Annotated in this window: 17 protein-coding genes; 6 read left to right on the forward strand and 11 right to left on the reverse strand. The window is 62.7% G+C overall.

Annotation, left to right across the window (positions count from 1 at the left end; genetic code table 11):
- Positions 1-5: 5 nt before the first annotated feature.
- Entirely contained in the window at positions 6-1,361 is a 1,356-nt protein-coding gene (locus LB516_RS08660) for a M24 family metallopeptidase (protein WP_224719337.1), read from the forward strand.
- On the opposite strand, the gene LB516_RS08665 is transcribed toward LB516_RS08660, so the two are convergent.
- Positions 1,326-2,153, reverse strand: a complete 828-nt coding sequence (locus LB516_RS08665; RefSeq protein ID WP_224719338.1) for a phosphate/phosphite/phosphonate ABC transporter substrate-binding protein — start codon at positions 2,151-2,153, stop codon at positions 1,326-1,328. The genes LB516_RS08660 and LB516_RS08665 overlap by 36 nt on opposite strands.
- Before the next feature lie 94 nt (positions 2,154-2,247).
- Positions 2,248-3,258 (reverse strand): fatty acid desaturase, encoded by a 1,011-nt coding sequence (locus LB516_RS08670; protein ID WP_181166283.1) that lies wholly within the window; start codon positions 3,256-3,258, stop codon positions 2,248-2,250.
- Positions 3,259-3,486: 228 nt separating this feature from the next.
- On the opposite strand from LB516_RS08670, the gene LB516_RS08675 reads away from it, so the two are divergent.
- Entirely contained in the window at positions 3,487-4,344 is an 858-nt protein-coding gene (locus tag LB516_RS08675) for a helix-turn-helix domain-containing protein (protein ID WP_140661059.1), read from the forward strand.
- A 121-nt stretch (positions 4,345-4,465) separates the two neighbouring features.
- The gene (gene bmt, locus LB516_RS08680) at positions 4,466-5,488 is read left to right on the forward strand and encodes a betaine--homocysteine S-methyltransferase (RefSeq protein WP_224643638.1); all 1,023 of its coding nucleotides are present in this window, start codon (positions 4,466-4,468) and stop codon (positions 5,486-5,488) included.
- Between the two features lie 18 nt (positions 5,489-5,506).
- On the opposite strand, the gene LB516_RS08685 is transcribed toward bmt, so the two are convergent.
- The 7 genes from LB516_RS08685 to LB516_RS08715 all read right to left on the reverse strand — a co-directional run bounded on the left by LB516_RS08685 (position 5,507) and on the right by LB516_RS08715 (position 13,471).
- Positions 5,507-5,776, reverse strand: coding sequence for a hypothetical protein (locus LB516_RS08685; RefSeq protein ID WP_224523140.1), 270 nt, complete (start codon positions 5,774-5,776; stop codon positions 5,507-5,509).
- A gap of 349 nt (positions 5,777-6,125) precedes the next feature.
- Complete coding sequence (locus LB516_RS08690) at positions 6,126-8,312, reverse strand: vWA domain-containing protein (RefSeq protein WP_224719339.1); 2,187 nt, start codon at positions 8,310-8,312, stop codon at positions 6,126-6,128.
- Positions 8,313-8,314: 2 nt separating this feature from the next.
- The gene (locus tag LB516_RS08695; protein ID WP_224719340.1) at positions 8,315-8,875 is read right to left on the reverse strand and encodes an RNA polymerase sigma factor; all 561 of its coding nucleotides are present in this window, start codon (positions 8,873-8,875) and stop codon (positions 8,315-8,317) included.
- A gap of 120 nt (positions 8,876-8,995) precedes the next feature.
- Positions 8,996-10,174 carry an NAD(P)/FAD-dependent oxidoreductase gene (locus LB516_RS08700; RefSeq protein WP_224719381.1) on the reverse strand — a complete coding sequence of 393 codons (1,179 nt, stop codon included), beginning with the start codon at positions 10,172-10,174 and terminating at the stop codon, positions 8,996-8,998.
- Positions 10,175-10,274: 100 nt separating this feature from the next.
- Complete coding sequence (locus LB516_RS08705; protein ID WP_224719341.1) at positions 10,275-11,012, reverse strand: dienelactone hydrolase family protein; 738 nt, start codon at positions 11,010-11,012, stop codon at positions 10,275-10,277.
- A 106-nt stretch (positions 11,013-11,118) separates the two neighbouring features.
- Positions 11,119-11,799, reverse strand: coding sequence for a 4Fe-4S dicluster domain-containing protein (locus LB516_RS08710; protein WP_224719342.1), 681 nt, complete (start codon positions 11,797-11,799; stop codon positions 11,119-11,121).
- A gap of 97 nt (positions 11,800-11,896) precedes the next feature.
- Positions 11,897-13,471, reverse strand: coding sequence for a trimethylamine methyltransferase family protein (locus LB516_RS08715; protein ID WP_140615930.1), 1,575 nt, complete (start codon positions 13,469-13,471; stop codon positions 11,897-11,899).
- Between the two features lie 288 nt (positions 13,472-13,759).
- Here LB516_RS08715 and LB516_RS08720 point away from each other — a divergent pair, with 288 nt between their 5' ends.
- Positions 13,760-14,458, forward strand: coding sequence for a corrinoid protein (locus LB516_RS08720; RefSeq protein ID WP_015317429.1), 699 nt, complete (start codon positions 13,760-13,762; stop codon positions 14,456-14,458).
- Positions 14,459-14,537: 79 nt separating this feature from the next.
- Here the strand turns inward: LB516_RS08720 and LB516_RS08725 are convergent, their stop codons facing one another.
- Positions 14,538-14,675: an entericidin A/B family lipoprotein gene (locus tag LB516_RS08725; protein ID WP_015317428.1), complete on the reverse strand. Its 138-nt coding sequence runs from the start codon at positions 14,673-14,675 to the stop codon at positions 14,538-14,540.
- Positions 14,676-14,730: 55 nt separating this feature from the next.
- On the opposite strand from LB516_RS08725, the gene LB516_RS08730 reads away from it, so the two are divergent.
- Positions 14,731-15,360 carry a DUF1638 domain-containing protein gene (locus LB516_RS08730; RefSeq protein WP_140661054.1) on the forward strand — a complete coding sequence of 210 codons (630 nt, stop codon included), beginning with the start codon at positions 14,731-14,733 and terminating at the stop codon, positions 15,358-15,360.
- A gap of 5 nt (positions 15,361-15,365) precedes the next feature.
- Here LB516_RS08730 and LB516_RS08735 read toward each other — a convergent pair whose 3' ends face one another.
- Positions 15,366-16,286 carry an NAD-dependent epimerase/dehydratase family protein gene (locus LB516_RS08735; protein WP_140661053.1) on the reverse strand — a complete coding sequence of 307 codons (921 nt, stop codon included), beginning with the start codon at positions 16,284-16,286 and terminating at the stop codon, positions 15,366-15,368.
- 120 nt (positions 16,287-16,406) lie between these two features.
- Between LB516_RS08735 and LB516_RS08740 the strand changes: the two genes are divergently transcribed.
- Positions 16,407-16,982 carry a DUF4893 domain-containing protein gene (locus LB516_RS08740; protein ID WP_224719343.1) on the forward strand — a complete coding sequence of 192 codons (576 nt, stop codon included), beginning with the start codon at positions 16,407-16,409 and terminating at the stop codon, positions 16,980-16,982.
- Positions 16,983-17,034 lie beyond the last annotated feature (52 nt).

A 17,034-nucleotide genomic window follows, 5' to 3' on the forward strand; every position in this document is an offset into this window, starting at 1 on the left:
ACGGGATGGACAGCGGGGCGCCAAAGGGAAGCTTCGGCCGACACCGCAAGATCATGCCGTTTGTATCAGGCTCGATCGAGGCGCTGCGCGACGCCTCCCGCGAGAAGGCGGCTTCGCTCAACCAGCATGTGCTGGGCTATGGCGCGCAAGCCGAAGCGGAATGGGCGGCGGCGGGTGTTAGCGCGCCCGACCTGCCGACAATGCGAAAATACCGGCTCGAGCGCATCCGCGCCGAGCTGAAGCGCCGCGGCTACGCCGGCGCCTTGCTCTATGATCCCGTCAACATCCGCTATGCGACCGACTCGACCAACATGCAGCTCTGGGTCGCGCACAATCCGACGCGGCATTGCTTCGTCGCCACCGACGGGCCGGTGGTGCTGTTCGACTACTTTTCCTGCGAGCACCTGTCCGACCATTCCGGCATCGTCGACGAAGTGCGGCCGGCCGTGTCGTGGATGTATCTCTATGGCGGCGAGCTGACCGAGCAGAAAGTCCGCCGTTGGGCCGCCGGTATCACCGATTTGATCAGGGAGCATGGCGGCGGCCACAACCGCATCGCCGTCGATCACATCAATCCGGAAGGCGTTGAAGAACTCCACCGCCTCGGCATTTCCATCGGCAATGGCGAGGCGGTGATGGAAAACGCGCGGCTGATCAAATCGCCGGATGAAATCCTTGCCATGCGCCGCGCCATCGTCGCTTGCGAGGCGGCGATGGGCGAGATGGAACAGGCGCTCAAGCCTGGTATCTCCGAAAACGAATTGTGGGCGCAACTCCATCGCGGCAACATCGCGCGCGGCGGCGAATGGATCGAGACGCGGCTGCTGACGTCGGGACCGCGCACCAATCCGTGGTTCCAGGAATGCTCGTCGCGGATCATGGAGGCCGGCGATCTCGTCGCCTTCGATACCGATCTGATCGGCCCTTACGGCTTCTGCGCCGATCTCTCGCGCACCTGGCTCTGTGGCGATACAAAGCCGACCAACGAACAGCGCGACCTGTTCCGCATCGCCGCCGACCAGATCGAGTACAACACCGCTTTGATGCAGCCCGGCGTCTCGTTTCACGAACTGGTCGAACGCTCGGCTGTACCGCCTGGAGACTGCTTCCCAACCCGCTACGGCGTACTCTACCACGGCGTCGGACTGGCCGACGAATATCCGACCTTGCCGCATGCCAGCGACTGGACATCCGACACACCCGACGGCGTGCTGGAACCGGGCATGGTGCTGTGTGTGGAGAGCTATATCGGCCGGCTTGGCGGGCGTGAGGGTGTCAAGATCGAGGAACAGATCCTGATCACCGACACCGGCAACGAAAAGCTTTCAACCTACCCGTTGGATTCGAGGCTGCTCGGCTAGCCCGGCAAGCGCTTCGCGCATCGCGCGCACGGTCTTTTCCGGCGTCGTCCTGGCGGTGATGTAGGGCAAGCCTTTGCGTCGCGCCGTCCAGCCGACGATCACGATCTTGCGCGCCGCCGGCTCGAAACGCCGTGCCAGCGCCCAGCTTTCGCAATCGATCGCGGCGACGTCCGCTTTGCCTTCGGCGACCGTCACGATCGAGTCGCGATGGCCGCCGCTTTCGCTGTGCGATGAAAATATGTCCAGCTTTTCGCCGGCCGCTTTCAGGTCGCGCGTCAGCGCGATGATGCCCGACATGGAATCGAGGCTGTTGAAGGTGAAGCGCCTGCCCCGGATGAGATCGAGCGGCAGCAAGGCCTTGCCATCGGTGGGCGACCGAACCTCCGGCCCCTCGCCCGACCGCATCACCAGCGCGCTCGAATAAAGTTCGCCCTGCCCGCCTTCATAAGCGTCATAGCTTGGCTGACCGACCACCTGCACATGCCGGGACAGACCGAGTTCCATCGGCCCCCAGCAGGTCTGCGCGAACAGCAGCGCCGGATGCATCCAGAGCTTGTGGAAATCGAGTTCGTCCGGCGGCAGCGTCACCGGATCGGGCGCGACGAGTTTACCTTCACCGTCCCGAATGCCGCCCGGCACCGGCGGCAGGTCGCCATTGCGGCGCACGATGGATTGCGGCGCATCGATGCCCCTTCGCCGGAATGAATCGCGCAACGACGCCCATTGCGCGTCGACCTCGTCGCGCGCCTCCGGCCAGTCATACATTGGCAACGCCGCAATCAATTCGCTCATGCCGATATCAAACCACCATGCCGGGACAAAGGATCGCAAAAACGCGGCGCCCAATCAGAATTGGCCGACACGTTATCCACTCTACACGCGGATACTATTCCTTGGGCGGTTCGGCGGGAACCGGCGCGCTGCCAAGCCCACTGATGCTGCGCGCCCTGACGCGCGGCTTGAACGCCCTGCCCGGCTCGGGCGCGCGCCGCAGAACCGGATGCACGATCGGCTCCTTGGCCTTGAAAGCATAGGATCTGAGCAGCGCGAAATAGTTCGGATAGGCATAGCCATTGTTCATCCGCAGCCATTCCTCACGCCGGTCACGAAACAGCTTCGGCAGCCGGTACCAGGCGATGGTCGGGCTCTTGTGATGGACGAAGTGCAGATTGTTGTTGAGGAACAGGAACGACAGCGGTGAGCGCTCGACAATCACCGTGCGGCCTTCCGGATGCTCCGACCACTGGTGCTCGGCATAGGTGCGGATCGAGATCAGCGACTGGCCGAGCCAGACCGGCACCAGCACATAGAGCCAAACCGGCATGCCGAAGCCGAACTGCACGACCGGCAGCACCACGGCAAGGCCTATCGCATGCAGCAGCCAGGCCTTGCGGATCGCCTTGTCTCCGGCAATCACGTGCTTGGCGTCATCGATGAAGAAGCCGATGCAGGACAGCCATGGCCCCAGGACGAGGCGACCGGCCATGGTGTTGTTGACCTTCAGCACGAATTTCATCAGCGGCGGCATTTCTTCGTGCATCCAGAGCGCCTGGTAATAGCTCTCGGGATCGTCGAGCGGATCGGTCAGCCGCTCGTCCGCGTGGTGGCGCAGGTGAATGGTCTTGAAACGGCGGAACGGCCAGGCAAGGCCGATCGGCAGGAAGACGAAAGCTTCATTGACGAGGCCGTTGCGGGTCGGGTGACCATGCAGCACCTCGTGCATGATAGAGGATTGCAAAGCCAGCGTGACGGCCATGACGATCAGTGCAGCTATGGGATATGACGGCCAGAGGAAGAAGCCGGCGGCCAACCATGTGCCGTAGCAGAAGAAAGCGAGAACCACGGTCGGCCATTCGATGGCCGATCTGCTGCTTCGACGGATGCTCTTGCCAGTCATGCTATCGACCACTGTCCTCAGTCGCCGGAACCCCAACCGGCTCCTGACAGCATTGTGTCAGGAGATATGATTCCACTCAACGCGACAAAGCGCACAAAATGTTGCGTCTGCGCATTCTTGGCTGCATATGTTATACATTGTAAACAGTCTTAGGGATTCGTTTACGCCTGAAGCGCTTCTTCGGCCGCTTCGGCGAAAAATTTTCCTCCCGATGCAAGGAGTGAGATGATGGACAAGCGCGACCTGTCGGCAATCTTCCGGGAGCGTCTGAAGCTCCTCCTGACACGCTCCGACCTCAACCAATCGGCTTTCGCGTCAGCAGTCGGCATCGACAGGTCGGCGCTGTCGCAACTGATGTCAGGTGCCTCGACCCGCCTGCCGCGCGCCGAAACCTTGCTCAACATCGCCGCCGAATTCAAAGTGTCGCTAGACTGGCTGCTTGGTCTTAGCCAGGACGAGGGCGTGACCGGCGAAATCCGCGAGAGCCTGGAGATCGAGGAAGCGCCCGACGGTTTCGACCGCACGCTGCTCGCCAAATGGTTCGCGGAAGCGGCGGGCACGAAGATCCGCTATGTGCCGGCTGGCATTCCCGATCTCCTGCGCACCCACGCGCTCGTCGACTACGAAGCCAACATCACCAACAGGAGCCGACTGGCGCAGGCCAGCGAAACGCAATACCGCATCGAGTACAACCGGCGGCCGGAAACCGACATGGAAGTCTGCATGCCGCGCCACACGCTGGAGATCTTCGCCCGCGGCCTCGGTGTGTGGGACCGTTTCCCGGCGGCCGACCGCCAGCAGCAGCTTGCCCATATGGCGACGCTGCTCGACGACCTCTACCCGACCTTCCGCCTGTTCCTTTATGATGGCCGCATGCGCTATTCGATCCCGCTGACCATATTCGGCCCCTATCGCGCGGCGATCTATGTCGGCGACATGTATGTGGTGCTGAACGCCACCCAGCCGGTCCAGGCCCTGACCCAACATTTCGACAATCTGATCCGCGCCGCCGACATCAATCCGCACGAAGCGGCCGCCTTCGCGCGCAACCTGGCCGGCATGTCGTTCGCATCAGGCTCTGCCTGAGCGCTCAGCACCGCATTTTCATTGACTGGACATAAAGACTTCTTTATATCCTTATTCGAATTCCCAGACATGTTCGAATTCCAAGACACGGTTCGAATTCCAGGACACGAAAGCCAATCCGATGACGACGAGCAATCCGATCGATGCGCTGCTGGCTGAAAAGGGTGTGCTGCTGGCCGATGGCGCCACGGGCACCAATTTGTTCGCCATGGGTCTGGAGGCCGGCGAGGCGCCGGAACTGCTGAACGAAACCGCGCCCGACACCATCACCAGCCTGCACCAGAATTTCGTCGACGCCGGCGCCGACATCATCCTGACCAACTCGTTCGGCGGCACCCGCCACCGGCTGAAACTGCACCATGCGCAGGACCGCGTGCATGCGCTGAACAAGCGCGCGGCCGAGATCGCCCGCGCTGTCGCCGACAAGGCCGGCCGCAAGGTGATCGTCGCCGGCTCGGTCGGTCCGACAGGGGAATTGCTGGTGCCGCTTGGCGCCATGACCTATGACGAAGCGGTCGACGCCTTTGCCGAGCAGATCGAGGGTCTCAAGGAAGGTGGCGCCGAAGTCGCCTGGATCGAGACGATGTCGGCTCCCGACGAGATCCGCGCGGCGGCCGAAGCCGCCATCCGCGTCGGCCTGCCCTACACCTATACCGGCTCGTTCGACACCGCCGGCCGCACCATGATGGGCCTGCTGCCGAAAGACATCCACGGCGTCGCCGACGGCCTGTCGCAAGCGCCGCTCGGGGTTGGCGCCAATTGCGGCGTCGGCGCTTCCGACATCCTGGCCTCGCTGCTCGACATGACCGAGGCCAAGCCGGAGGCGACTGTCATCGTCAAAGGCAATTGCGGCATTCCCGAATTCCGTGGCACCGAGATCCACTATTCCGGCACGCCGGAACTGATGGCCGATTATGTCCGGCTCGCCGTGGATGGCGGAGCCAAGATCATCGGTGGCTGCTGCGGCACCTCGTTCCAGCATCTGGCCGCGATGCGCAAGGCGCTCGACGCCCACACCAGGGCGGATCGCCCGACCGTCGAAAAAATCGTCGAGCGCATTGGCCCGATGCGCAACAAGGTGGCGACGGCAAACACCACCGAGACCAGCGAAGCGCGCCGCGAGCGGCGGCGCAGCCGCGCCTGAGGCGATTTCTTTTTGCGGTTATTCGCTGTTGTCGGCGTAGCTTGACTGCGCCGACTGGAAATCGACCACGTTGTCGCCGCGCATTGTTGCCAGCGCACTGGATGCGCTCGGATCGGAAATCTGCTCCAGCATGGCGCGGAAACGGTCATTGGTCAGCGCCGACATGGCGGTGTGGCGCGCCTGCGCGACATCGTCGCTGATGCGTCTGGATTCGGCTGACGGGGCTGATAAACCCGCCGAAGCGTCCCGTGCCGGCGGAGTCGGGTTTGCGATGGTTGTGATTTTCAATTCCGGCTCCCTCAAGCCTTAGACATGACCGGTGTAGCGAGAGGAAATTGCGATCCGGTACCGGAAATGCCGAGCAATTTAACGATCCTGCGCGTTGCTCCTGGATCGGTTGAGATTCAGGTCAGGCCGAGCCGAAAACAGTGACTTCCGAGAACCGGAGCGGAGCGTACTTAAGTACGTGAGCGCCGGAAGCGCAGGAGCCACTGTTTGCAGGCCGGTCTCACCTGAATATCGACAGATCCGAAAAAAGGCCGGCAAGGGCAAAGATCCCTCGCCGGCCTGCCTCAGCGCCCGTCGGCCGGTTATCAGAACGATCCCATCATCTGAAAGAAACCGGCTGTCATCGCCACTACCGGTTGCCGCCCAGCGCCGAGGCAAGGCGCACAAGCGAAAGGAACTCGGACCTGTACCCAAACGGGTCGGCTCCTCGGGCGGCAGTGGCAATCTCCATGATCTTGTCGTAACCGAACTTCGCGGTCGCATCCTCGTCGCGCAGCTTCTGGCCGAAGGCCGCGACGGCGACGGAGAAACGCTGGTCGGTACTCGCCTGATCGAAGGACCCGATCTCGTTGGCCGAGGTCACCGGCGAGGTGATCAGCTTCGAGACGTCCTCGTTGGGCAGCTTGTAGCGGATCTTGACGAAGGCATATTCGTCCGCATTGGCGACGCCACCATTGTTGACTGTCGCCTGGCCGTAGCGCAGCGGATCGATCTGCTCGCCGCCACCGCCTTTGGGCGTGACCTCGTAGATCGCGGTGACCGAACGGCCCGAGCCGATATCGCCGGCATCGACGCGGTCATTGTTGAAATCCTCGCGGTTGAGCGCCCGGGTCTCGTAGCCAATCAGCCGGTATTCCGACACCTTGTCCGGGTTGAACTCGACCTGGATCTTGACGTCCTTGGCGATGGTGAACAGCGTCGAGGAGGCATCTTCGACCAGCACCTTCTCGGCCTCGGCCAGCGTGTCGATATAGGCGGCGGTGCCGTTGCCGTTCTGGGCAATGGTCTGCATCATTTCATCGTTCAGATTGCCGCGGCCGAAGCCGAACACCGACAGGAACACGCCGGTCTTGCGTTCGCTCTCGATCAGCCGCTTCAGGTCGTCATCATCGGTCTGGCCGACATTGAAGTCGCCGTCAGTGGCAAGCATCACTCGGTTGACGCCATCCTTGATGAAGGACTGCTGGGCAAGCTTGTAGGCTTCCTTGATGCCGGCCTCGCCTGCCGTCGAGCCACCGGGCTGCAGATTGTCGATGGCATTGAGGATCTTGTCCTTCTCGGCAACCTTTGTCGGCATCAGCACGGTGCCGGCATCGCCCGCATAGGTGACGATCGAGATGGTGTCGTCGGCCTTCAGCTTGCTGACCAGCAGCCGGAACGCCGACTTGAGCAGCGGCAGCTTGTCCGGTTCGTCCATCGAGCCCGACACGTCGATCAGGAAGACCAGATTGGCCTTCGGCTGCTCGGTCGGCTTGATGTCGAAACCCTTGATGGCGACGTGCATCAGCTTGGTGTGCGCGTTCCACGGCGTCGGCATGACGCTGACGGTCGAGTTGAACGGCGTTGAGGCCGATTCCGGCCCCTTCCAGTCATAAGGGAAGTAATTGATCATCTCCTCGACGCGGACCGCGTCGGCTTGCGGCAGGTAGCCCTGCTTCAGCGAGCCGCGCACGAAGGAATAGGACGCGGTGTCGACATCGATCGAGAAGGTCGAGACCGGGTCTTGCAGTGCCGCATGCACGGGATTGGTCTTGAAATCCTGGACGCGATCGCGGTTTTCCTCCTGCGGCGCGATCTGGTCGGCCGGGATGGCCGCCGGCTGCTGCGGGGCCATAAGCTTGGGCTCGGCTCGCTGGACGCGATTGGCCCGCGCGGCATTAGGCGCGTTTGGCATGAGGCCGGCACTCTCCCGTGAAACCTCACCACTGGGTGCGGGGGCCGGCCTGGAGGTTGGCAAAGTCCCATACTCCACCTTCTTGCCGCTGTAGGTCTTTAGGTCAAACCTCGACGATACAGTGGGGCTCACCGGCGCGCTCGGTTGTGCTGCGCCACCGGCGGCACCCGATTCGGAGTTCGGTGGTGCGGCCGGCGCAAGAGCATTGCTGGCGTCGCGGCTTTCCACATCCAAGTCTGCCTTCTTGTCCTTCTCCAGCGCCGTGGGAGCCTGTTTCGGCTCGGCGACGGTTGGCTTCTGCGTCGCCGGCTTGTCGGCCAGCGTCTCGGTGATCTTCTCGTCGCCGCCGAACGGCGACGGCTGTTCCCTCAGCAAATGGAAGGTGGCGTACCCAGCGATCGGCAGGGCGACGAGCCCGGCAAGGGCCGGCGTGGCAATGAGTTTCTTTTGCATGATCTCGCTCCAGAGCTTTTGTGCTCGCTCCGTGAGACGAAGGCCGCCAACCGATCCTTGGGTGACGGCGGAAATATTTTCCTGATCATAGGCGCGCAGGGCAGCTTCGAAGGCGCGTGCCTTCGCGCTCTCGCCCGGCGCCGGTACCGCTGCATTGCGCAGCTTTCTGAGTTCGTTGTCGTCGACCATGGTCACACTTCCCCGGCTGAACGCATCAACGTCTTCAGCCGTTTCTTCGCTTCATGGATGTGCCAGGAAACCGTCGTCTCCGAGATCGCCATCGCCTCGGCGGCGGCCGCGTGGCTCAAGCCTTCGCCATGGACAAGCATCACGGCATCGCGCTGCTTGTCCGGCAATTGCCGCACCGCCGCCCACAACGCCTCGGTCGGGTCTTCACCCTCGGCCGGGCCTTCGCCCGAAATCAGCGCATGGACGCCATAGGCCTCGGTCTTGACCGTCTCGCGCTGGGTCTTGCGCATCGTGTCGCGCGCGGCGTTCATCGTCATGGTGTAGAGCCATGTCGTGAACGCGCCGCTGCCGCGATAATCGCGGATCGCCTTGCCCAGCCTGACACAGACTTCCTGGGCGATGTCTTCGGCATCGGCCTTCCTGCCGCACCAGCGATAGGCGACGCGATAGACGAAGTCATAGTGACGCTCCAGCAATTTGCCGAAGGCCCCCCTGTCTCCGCCCTTCGCCCGCCCGATCAGTTCGGCGTCGGAGGCTTCGCTCTCATCCAGTATCATCGCCATCATTTGCCTGTTGGACGAAGGCTAATGGCTAATCCTTGGGGTGATGGAAAGATTTTTCTCGAATTTGGGCGTTTGCGTCCAGGGCGTACCGAGTGAGGGCAGGCCGGCCTCACCTGAATGTCAACACGCCTGGCCCGCCGCCCAGCCCGACGACCACGCCCATTGGAAATTATAGCCGCCGAGCCAGCCGGTGACGTCGACGACCTCGCCGATGAAGAACAGGCCCGGCACCAGCTTCGCCTGCATCGTCTTCTGGTCGAGGCCGTTGGTGTCTACCCCGCCGAGCGTCACTTCGGCCGTCCGGTAGCCCTCCGAACCGGCTGGCTTGATGCGCCAGTCGTTGACCGCAGCCTCGACGGTTTTGATCTGAGCCTCGGAAAGATCGGCGAGGTTGCCGTCCAGCCCGGTTTGCTCGGCTATCGCCTGAGCCAGTCGTTTCGGCAAATGATTTGCCAGCACGGTCTGCACCGCTTGCCGGCCATTGCCACGCCTGGCAGCGCGGATGAGTTCAGCCACATCCGTGCCCGGCAGCATGGCGATGCGGATCTCATCGCCCTCGCGCCAATAGGAGGATATCTGCAGGATGGATGGCCCGCTGACGCCGCGATGCGTGAACAGCATCGCCTCGGAAAACCGCGTCCTGCCGCAGGCAATCTCGGCGTCGACCGCGTTTCCGGCCAGGGGCGAAAGCCGCTCAAGCGTTTTTGCGTCGAAGGTCAGCGGCACCAGGGCAGGCCGTGTTTCGACGACGGCAAGGCCAAACCGTTCGGCAAGCTCGTAGCCGAAGCCCGTCGCGCCCATCTTGGGGATCGACTTGCCGCCACAGGCCACGACCAGGGACTGGCAGGAAACCGAGCCCGTGGAGAGGGCGAGTTCAAACCCTTCCTCGGTTCTACCGATAGCCTCGACGCGGGTCGACAATACCAGCTCGGCGCCCCTGCCCCGCATTTCCGAGACCAGCATATCGATGATCTGGCGCGCCGAGCCGTCGCAGAACAGCTGCCCCAATGTCTTCTCGTGATAGGCAATGCCGTGGCGTTCGACCAGCGCAATGAAGTCGCGCTGCGTATAGCGGCTGAGCGCCGAGATGCAGAAATGCGGATTCCTCGAGATGAAATTCTTCGGGCTCGCATGAATGTTGGTGAAATTGCACCGGCCGCCGCCGGAGATGCGGATCTTTTCGCCAGGTGCCGCCGCGTGATCGAGGATCAGCACCGAACGGCCGCGCTTGGCGGCTTCCACGGCGCACATCATTCCGGCGGCGCCGGCGCCGATGATCACGACATCATAGGATTGCATCAGGTTGATCGTTCCCGCGCGGCTCCCGCTCATTCAGCGAGACCGCCCTGATACCGCGAACGGATCGGGCAGCCAACAGGCGGGAATAGCCGCGCGAGACTCAGGTCAGTGTCTCGGCAAACAGCGCCGTCAGCCGTTTCCAGTGACGCTCGGCTCCCCCTTCGTCGTAGACACTGTGGTCGGGCACGCACCAGCCATGCGCCATGCCGACATAATTCTCCAGCAGATAGTCGACTCCCGCCGTCCTCAGCGCCTCGGCCAGCTTGGTCGACTGCTCCGGTGGGAAACTCCGGTCGACGCCCGCCATGCCGACATACACACGCGCCTTGATGGAGGCCGCCTTGCGGTGCGGGCTGTCGGCGGCATCGCTGGCGAGGTTGCCGCCATGGAAACTGGCGGCGGCCTTGATCCTGTCGGGGTAGGTCGCGGCCGCGTTGAGCGCCCGCGCCCCGCCCATGCAATAGCCGACCGTGCCGATCGGTCCCGTGACGCCTTCGCCGGCGAGCGCGTCGACAAAGGCGGCGCTGTCGCTGATGGTCATTTCCTGCGTCGTGCCGGTGACCAGCGCCATCAGCGGCGCCCTGGTCCTTTCTTCGACAAAAGCGGTCTTGGCGTCGAACGGGCCATAAGGAGCATCGCGGTAGAAGAGATCGGGCACCAGCACCGCATAGCCCTCGCCCGCCAGCCGTTCCGCCATCAGGTCAAGCGCCGGGCGCGGACCGAAGGCGTCCTGGTAGAGAATGACGCCAGCCTTGGCTGAAGAAACCTTGGCCGAGCGGAACAGGCCTGCCTTCGCCACACCGTCACGGGTCTTGATGTGAAGGTCCTGCTTCATCATTGCGTGCTCCGTTTGCCAGATGCGCGATACATATCCGCGCAAGCCGCCACGGCAAGGCGTTCCCTGAGCCCGGCGGTCAACATTTCGTGCGGGATCGCGTGATGCGCTAAGGACCAGCGAACGCAGCCATGTGGAAGGCCTGGACCTCCGGCGGATAGCGAAACTGCGCGCCATAGGGGCAGGCATTGCGGTCAAGACAACCACCGGCCCGGCACGGCTCGCCATTCGCCCCCCGCACATGCGCGAGGCAGGCCTGGTAGGCGAAACCATCCGTCGAATAAGCGGCGACCGGACAGGATTTCAGACAAGGTTTGTCGACGCAGGTGTCGCAAAGATGGATCGTCTCCCGAAATTCCGGAAGCGTTATCTCGTCCTCGAACAGCAGCGCGCCGCGATAAGCATGCCAAAGCCCGTATTGCGGATGCATGAGGATCCCGAGCGGCGACGGCCTCAGCCCTTCCGCCCGAACAGCCCATTGCTGGAACGGCAGGTAAGGTTTGTCCGACGGCGAAACGACGCGGGCACCAAACTCTTGCGCCACCTCGCCGATGACCTCCCGCGACCAGGTGTCGAGCGGATCGGCGATCGCCTGTGGCTGCTGGCCCCGCCAGCGCAGGAAATGCGGCCAAGGCGCGGCGCCCGCCTGCCCTACCAGCAGGACAGACTTTGCCGGCTCACCCGAGGCGCCATCAGGGCCACCCTCGTCATCGGGAAAGAGAAAGCCGCCACGCAGGATGAGGCCGTTGGCGCCAAGCGCGGCCGTGATCTCCTCGATCATACCGCGCACGCAATCATCCCTTCTTGTCCGGATCGGAGAAGGCGCTCCGCCAGACTTCCTTGTGGATGATGTTGGCGACTTTAGCCCCGCCTGACTCGGGCTCCTTTCAGGTGAAGGCGTCGGGCATCGACCCCTTCTTCTTGGCGATGAAATCCTTCAGGGCTTCATCGATGCCTTCATCAAGGTGCGGCGCTTCGTAAGCCTCCAGCCAGCGCCGCGCCAGATCGTTGGCGCGCTGCGGTGCGGTCTTCTGGCCCTCGGCCAGCCACTGCTCGTAGGAGTTGTTGTCGGCGATCGACGAGCGGTAGAAGGCGGTCTGGAAATTGGCCTGGGTATGGTCGCAGCCGAGATAGTGGCTGCCCGGGCCGACCTGGCGGATGGCGTCCATCGCCTGGCCGTTCTCCGACAGGTCGACGCCCTCGGAGAATTTCTGGGTCATGCCGAGCTGGTCGATATCCATCATGAATTTTTCGTAGCAGGAGGCCAGCCCGCCTTCGAGCCAGCCTGCCGAATGCAGGACGAAATTGGTGCCGGCGAGAATGGTCGAGTTCAGCGTGTTGGCGCTCTCATAGGCTGCCTGTGCGTCCGGAACTTTCGAAGCACAGAGCGAGCCCCCGGTACGGAACGGCAAGCCGAGCCGGCGGGCGAGTTGGGCAGCGCCATAGGAGACCAGCGACGGCTCCGGTGTGCCGAAGGTCGGCGCGCCCGACTGCATCGAGATCGACGAGGCGAAGGTGCCGAACAGCACCGGCGCGCCCGGACGGATCAGCTGCGTGAACGAGGCGCCGGCCAGCACTTCGGCCAGGACCTGCGTCAGCGTGCCGGCGACCGTCACCGGGCTCATCGCGCCGGCCAGGATGAACGGCGTGACGATGCAGGCCTGGTTATGACGCGAATAGACCTTCAGGGCGCCAAGCATGGTCTCGTCGAACACCATCGGCGAGTTGGCGTTGATCAGGCTGGTCAGCACCGTGTTGTTCTCGACGAAGTCGTCGCCGAAGACGAGCTTGGCCATCGCCACCGTGTCCTCGGCGCGCTCCGGTGCGGTCACCGAACCCATGAACGGCTTGTCGGAATATTTGATGTGCGCGTAGACCATGTCGAGATGACGCTTGTTGACCGGCACGTCGACCGGCTCGCACACCGTGCCGCCCGAATGGTGGATCGACGGCGCCATATAGGCAAGCTTCACGAAATTCTGGAAATCCTCGATCGTCGCGTAGCGCCTGACGCCGTCGAGATCGCGCACGAAGGGCGGACCATAGACCGGCGCGAACACCGTCGCATTGCCGCCGATCTGCACCGAGCGTTCTGAATTGCGGGCATGCTGGGTGTAGATGGGCGGCGCGGTCTTCAAGAGCGAACGGCAGAGCCCCTTGGGAAAATGCACGCGCTCGCCCTTGACGTCGGCGCCGGCCTCTTTCCAGAGCTGCAGTGCTTCGGCGTCATCACGAAAAATGATGCCGATCTCTTCCAGCACCGTGTCGGTGTTCTTCTCGATCAGCGCCAGGCCTTCCTCGTTCAGCACCTCGTAGACGTTGATCTTGCGCTTGATATAGGTGAGCTGGGTGCCGGGGCCGCCGCCTGAGCGCGCCGCACGCCTGGCCGCCGCTCCGCCACTGGCGCCGCGCCCACGCCGCGCGTTTGACGCTTCCTGGTCGACTGCCGCGTGTTCACTCATGATCGCTCTTCCCTGAATATGGCCCGCCTGACTATGGCTGGTCCGTAACCGTTGCGGCCGCATGACGCGGCTTTGCCCGGATCGTAGCCATGCACCCTATTCGAAACGGCCCGTCCGCGCCAACGCCTGTCGCAAAATCGACAAGAAAACCGATAGATTTTCCAGTCGCTTTCCTTTTGCGGGAAGTCGCAAATCAGCTATGGATACCCGCCCGTTGCGGGTTAGGTATGAACACCATTATTTTGTGCCTTGCGACACAGTCGCGATGCCGTGAGGAGCTGGATAAAAATGTCCGACGACGAGATCATCCTTTCCGAGCTTTCCGACGACGAGCTGGTGCAGCAGATGCACGACGATCTCTATGACGGGCTGAAGGAAGAGATCGAGGAAGGCACCAACATCCTCCTCGAGCGCGGCTGGGCGCCCTACAAGGTGCTTACCGAGGCGCTGGTCGAAGGCATGCGTATCGTCGGCGAGGATTTTCGCGACGGCATCCTGTTCGTGCCGGAAGTGCTGTTGTCCGCCAACGCCATGAAGGCCGGCATGTTCATCCTGCGTCCGCTGCTCGCCGCCACCGGCGCGCCGAAACAGGGCAAGATGGTGATCGGCACCGTCAAGGGCGACATCCACGACATCGGCAAGAACCTCGTCGGCATGATGATGGAGGGTGCTGGCTTCGACGTCATCGATCTCGGCATCAACAACGCGGTCGAAAAGTATCTCGACGCGATTGAAAAGCACCAGCCCGACATCATCGGCATGTCAGCACTGCTCACCACCACCATGCCCTACATGAAGGTCGTCATCGACACGATGAAGGAAAAGGGCATTCGCGACGACTACGTCGTGCTGGTCGGCGGCGCGCCGCTCAACGAGGAATTCGGCAAGGCCGTCGGCGCCGACGCTTATTGCCGCGACGCGGCGGTAGCGGTCGAGACCGCCAAGGATTTCATGAAGCGCAAGCACAACGTGCGTGCTTCGGCCTGATCCAAGGCATCAGGGCGACGAAAAGAAGCCGCGCCTTGCAGCGCGGCTTTTTTGTCCCCAGATGAGGGACGGCCGCCGATCAATTGGCGACGGTGTCTTTGACCGCCCTCGCCGTCGATTTGACATCCTTGCCGACACCCCGAACGGTGTTGGCGCAGGCCGTAAGTGCAAGAGCGCAGGCAAGGATAGCCATCGGCGCTATGCGTAGCAGTTTCATGGACGGTGTCTCCCTCGACAGATAAATTAGCCCCACAGCGAAAAGCCGGCTCGACTTGGTCAAGACGAAAAAAACAAAACCGAATCAGACAGACAGGCTGCTCGTCATCGCCTGCGGGATGATTGCGCGCGAGGTGTTGGCCGTCAAGGAACAGCTCGGGCTGGATCACCTCGAATTGACGTGTTTGCCGGCGGAGTTTCATTTCCATCCCGACCGCATCGCGCCGGCCATGGAAAAGGCGATCGAGAAGGCCAGGGCGGAAGGCTATGAACACATCTTCGTCGGCTATGCCGATTGCGGCACTGGCGGCCTGCTTGACCGCGTGTTGGAGAAGCATGGCGTCGAACGCATGGCCGGCCCGCATTGCTTCGCGTTCTATCAAGGCATGGACGCCTATGGGAAGGTCGCCGACGACGACATGATGTCCTTCTACATGACGGACTTCCTGTGCCGCCAGTTCGATGCCTTCTTCATGAAGCCGCTCGGGCTGGATAAGCACCCGGAGCTGATCAAGGACTATTTCGGCAATTACGAGAAGCTGATCTATCTGGCGCAGACCGATGATCCGGAGCTCGACAAGGTCGCGGAAAAGGCCGCCGCCCTGCTCGGCCTCGCCTATGAGCGCCGCTCCACCGGTTTTGGCGACCTGACGCCAGGCCTGGCGCGGGCGGCCGCGAACGCCTGACGGCTTCAGGCCGGGTCTTCGGCTGCCAGCGCCGCCAGCACGTCGGCAAAGCTCGTCCTGCAGGCAAAACCCAGCCTGTCCCTCGCCCGCGACGCGTCATAGATCCGGTCGATCGAGGAAAACATCGTCCAGCCCTTCCTCGCGTAGAGAGCGGGAAATTCAGGAAAATACCGCGCCACCACGGACGGCGCGTCCCTGATCAACGCCTCGCAATCTTCGGGTTGGAACGGCGTCGGCGCACAGATGATGAAGGTGTCGAAGCCGAGCTCCGGTGCCTTCTCCAAGGCGGCGACATGCGCCTGCGCCGCGTCCTCTACCATCAGCCGCCGAAACAGCAGTTCGTTCGCCTTGGTGTTGGCGTCCGACTGCTCGATGGCATGCGCCATGTCGTCGGCCTCGGGGAAGAAACGTGCCGTGCGCAGCACCACCACCGGCAGGCCGTGCTGGAGGTGGTAGAGACGGCAGAGATGCTCGGCGGATAGCTTGGTGACGCCATAGATGTTGCGCGGCTCGGGCGACATCGCTTCCGTCAGCCACGCCGCCTTGCGCGCACCGCCCTTGAAGCCGTCGCGTATCGCCTGCGAGATCATCAGCGAGGTCGTTGACGTGAAGACGAAGCGTTGCACATTGGCCGCCACCGCCGCGTCGAGCAGGTTTAGCGTGCCTTGCACGTTGGCCGCGATGAAATCGCTGTTGGCGTGGCTGTCTATGTTGGGCTTGTGCAGCGCGCCGCTGTGAATAATGGCCTCTATCCGGTTTTCTCCGACGGCACGCATGACGAGGTCACGGTCGGCAATCGAACCGACGATCCGCGTTTCGGCCGATGGAACGGGATCGAGGCCGGTCACGTCATGTCCAAGCTCACGCAGGAGTGGCGCCAGCGCGCTGCCCAGCCAACCCGACGATCCCGTAAGCAAGATTCGCATGCGTCACACCATGAGTTTTGACCGAGACGCTGTTAAGCACGGATGACAGGCGCCAGCGACCCGGTAAGTTATGCGCCAGGCGGCGGCAGCGCCGTTCCAGACAAAACAGGGAATTCTTTGATGATCCTTCGCTCATTGATCGCCGCCCTTGGTCTCCTCTGCTGTACTTTGCCCGCCCTTGCCGACGGACAAGTGCAAAAACTGATCACGCCTGCCGATAAGGCGCGGCTCGACAAATATGGCGACACCCGCAAGGGGGCGCTCGCCGAAGCAAAGGCGGGCAACCCCGCCGAGCTCAAGCAGCTCGACACGCTGTTGGCCAAGCCGCTGGTCGCCTTCTCCGACAAGGATCTCACGGGCAACTGGCGGTGCCGCACGATCAAGGCCGGCGGACTGAGCCCGCTCGTTGTCTATGGCTGGTTCAAATGCAGGGTCACCGATGATGGCTCCGGCTGGCGGCTGGAAAAGATCAGCGGTTCTCAGCGCACCCAGGGCCGCTTCTTCGACGACGGCGACAAGCGCTCGATCTATCTTGGCTCCGGCTCCGTCAACGACGATCGGGCAAAGCCCTATGGCAGCGGCCCGCAAACCGACCAGGTCGGTTACGCCTTCCGAAACAGCGCCAAGGAATGGCGCATCGAGTTCCCCGCGCCCTATTATGAATCGAAGCTCGACATCATGGAGTTCAAGCGCTGACCGGGTCTTCATGCGCTGACCGGGGTCTTCATGGGTTGGTAAGGCTTCCGGC

Source organism: Mesorhizobium sp. CO1-1-7, assembly GCF_020164885.1.
Classification (GTDB): domain Bacteria; phylum Pseudomonadota; class Alphaproteobacteria; order Rhizobiales; family Rhizobiaceae; genus Mesorhizobium; species Mesorhizobium australicum.